Here is a 1,386-nt window from a genome sequence, read left to right as displayed (position 1 = left end):
GCAATCCACCGAACTTAAGCCGCTCGCTTGTATGACTGCGAAGGATGAGGCTTGGTGTGAGTGGGGTTTCTGGGCCGGGATCGGCCAGGGATGTGTCGAGTCCAGCAGCGCGAGAGCGTGATCACCCAGTCATGAATGCCTTGAGCGATCCCGCCCGCAATGAGCAGCATGGAGCCAATGCTGCGCGAGAACAGTTTGGCTGCTGCCGCACGGTTGACCTGTCGTCTCACGCCCTCGGGCTCGCCCGAGGCCATGGGCACCGCCCGATTGAGCAGCGCCGCCAGATTGTCCGCCAGCACCTTGGTGGCCAGATCCACCAGCAAGGCATGCTGGCTCAGCCCGCTGACACTCTCCAGGCCCAGCCGGTGCTTCAGGCGTTTGAACGCCTCTTCGATGCGCCAGCGCCCGTGATACAGATCGGCCAACTCGGCCACCGAGGCCACGTCCTCGGTCAGGGATGTCAGCAGCACCCGGGTGCGCCCGCTGGAGCTGACGTGGCGCACCAGACGAGCGTGCATACACGCCGGCCCATCCAGCTCCCACGTGCTGGCCTGTTGCGCATCGCTGGGCGAGAGCCAGCTCCAGCATTCGCTGTGGTCACTGCGCAGGAAGCTGCGCGCAGCGCCCCAGCCGTGGGTACTGTCGCAGCGGATGACAAAGTCAATGCCGCGCTGTGCCAGCGCCTGCACCAGCCAGGAGGCTGGATAGCCTCGGTCCAGGATCAGCACATCACCCCGGCGCAGCCGATCAAGCTGGTCAAAGAGCATCTGGCGCTCGCCCTCAAGTTCGGTACCTACGGCCACATGCAGCATCAGATCGTTGCTCGGCAGGTACAGGCCCAGGGCGCGCTGAACGGGCGCGGCCAGCGAGCGGGTGCGCAGACAAGCACGCTGGGCGGGAGCGAGCAGCGTGCCATCGGCGCAGACCAGGCGGCGGCCCTTGAACAGGTGCAACTGGCCCCTGGCTTCTACAGCGGTGATCAAACGCTCATTGAGCGCCCACAGGGCGGGTACATGCAGTTTGGAGCGGGCCTTGGCCAGGGCGCGATCAGAGACCAGATCGGCGGTGCTTGTGACAGACCCGAGGCTGGCAAAGAAGGCATCGAGTTCGCTTTGCACGCTGGCGCCCCGAAAGCTGAGCAGGGCGCCCAGGAGCGTGGGCAAAGGCAGCTTGCGGGCGCGGGTGAAAGCCTGGGGGTGATCGGGGCTGCGGGCCATCTCGGCAAAGGCCGGGCTGTGCAGGTGATCAGAAAAATCGGTCAGGATGGTGGACTGTGCAAAATCACAGTATTGAGGCAGAAATCATGCCAACCTCAGAAGAAAATCAAACAAAATCAATGACTTACGGATTGTACCTGCTTAAGTTCGGTGGATTGGACCAGGGAGG

The 1,386-nt window shown here is 63.6% G+C and carries 1 protein-coding gene; it reads right to left on the bottom strand.

Going from position 1 to position 1,386, the window contains the following annotated elements; translation table 11 throughout:
- Positions 1 to 14: 14 nt before the first annotated feature.
- Complete coding sequence (locus CSE6_RS25895) at positions 15 to 1,241, bottom strand: IS4 family transposase (RefSeq protein ID WP_274522639.1); 1,227 nt, start codon at positions 1,239 to 1,241, stop codon at positions 15 to 17.
- Between the last annotated feature and the right edge of the window lie 145 nt (positions 1,242 to 1,386).

The organism is Comamonas sp. E6 (assembly GCF_001010305.1).
Classification (GTDB): Bacteria; Pseudomonadota; Gammaproteobacteria; order Burkholderiales; family Burkholderiaceae_C; genus Comamonas; species Comamonas thiooxydans.
The sequence above is the reverse complement of the archived record's forward strand: the minus strand, read 5'-3'. Positions and strand labels throughout refer to the sequence as shown.